General features: G+C 35.6%; 1 protein-coding gene. It reads left to right on the forward strand.

Translation table 11 applies throughout. The annotated features are described in order from the left end of the window. The first annotated feature begins 72 nt into the window (after positions 1-72). Positions 73-1,163, forward strand: a protein-coding gene (locus tag FTU38_RS16730; RefSeq protein ID WP_120366390.1) for an IS4-like element ISAba1 family transposase whose coding sequence is annotated in 2 segments (ribosomal slippage) — positions 73-613 and positions 613-1,163 — 1,092 coding nt in all. Because the reading frame shifts where the segments join, the coding sequence is not laid out codon by codon here. Positions 1,164-1,181 lie beyond the last annotated feature (18 nt).

Consider the following 1,181-nt stretch of genomic DNA (forward strand, 5'->3'; position numbering starts at 1 on the left):
TCTCTGTACACGACAAAAATAGATAACTCATTGAAATAATGTCACAATAATTGTTTTCTAACGACGAATACTATGACACATCTCAATGAGTTATATCTTATCTTAAACAAATCTCTAAAATGGAACAAGTCACATTTAAAGTGCTTTGCGCTCATCATGCTTGTGATTATTTTAAAGCAAACATGTAATCTTTCTTCTGCATCTAAAGCCTTGCCCATCAAGTGTTTACCACAATCATTTTATCGACGTATGCAGCGCTTCTTTGCAGGTCAGTATTTTGATTATCGTCAAATTTCTCAGTTGATTTTCAATATGTTTTCATTCGACCAAGTGCAACTGACTTTAGATAGAACCAATTGGAAATGGGGAAAACGAAATATTAATATCCTGATGCTCGCAATCGTTTATCGTGGAATAGCGATACCTATCCTTTGGACATTGCTTAATAAACGTGGAAATTCAGATACGAAAGAGCGTATTGCTTTGATTCAACGCTTTATAGCCATTTTTGGTAAAGACCGTATTGTGAATGTGTTCGCAGACAGAGAGTTTATCGGTGAGCAGTGGTTTACATGGTTAATTGAACAAGACATCAACTTCTGCATTCGTGTTAAAAAAACTTCATTGTCACCAATCATTTAGGAAAGAATCATAAAATTAGTGATTTATTTCGCCATCTTAAAGTTGGTCAAATTGAATGTCGTAAACGACGGATTTTGGTTGGTCGGGTGAAACTATATATAAGTGCACTACAGTTAGAAAATGGAGAGCTTTTACTCGTCGTTTCTCCTCAGTTTAATGCCAATGCTATTCAGGATTATGCATTACGCTGGGAAATTGAAACCTTATTCAGTTGTCTCAAAGGACGCGGGTTTAATCTTGAAAATACGCGCTTGACAGACCCTAGACGAGTGAAAAAATTGATTGCGGTGTTAACTATAAGCTTCTGTTGGTGTTACTTAACGGGTGAATGGCAACATAATCAAAAAAAAGCGATAAAAATAAAGAAGCATGGACGACTCTCAATGAGTTTATTTCGCTATGGTTTAGACTATGTTCAAATGGCGATTCAGCGTTTAATTGGTTTTGGGAAAAAAGAAGAGTTTAAGGAAATTTTGGCAATTTTAAGAAAGCAGAATCCTGATAGGATAAGGGTTCTGTGAAATTTGTCGTGTACAGAG

Origin of the sequence: Acinetobacter sp. YH12098 (assembly GCF_013419235.1) — a bacterium.
GTDB classification, from domain to species: domain Bacteria; phylum Pseudomonadota; class Gammaproteobacteria; order Pseudomonadales; family Moraxellaceae; genus Acinetobacter; species Acinetobacter amyesii.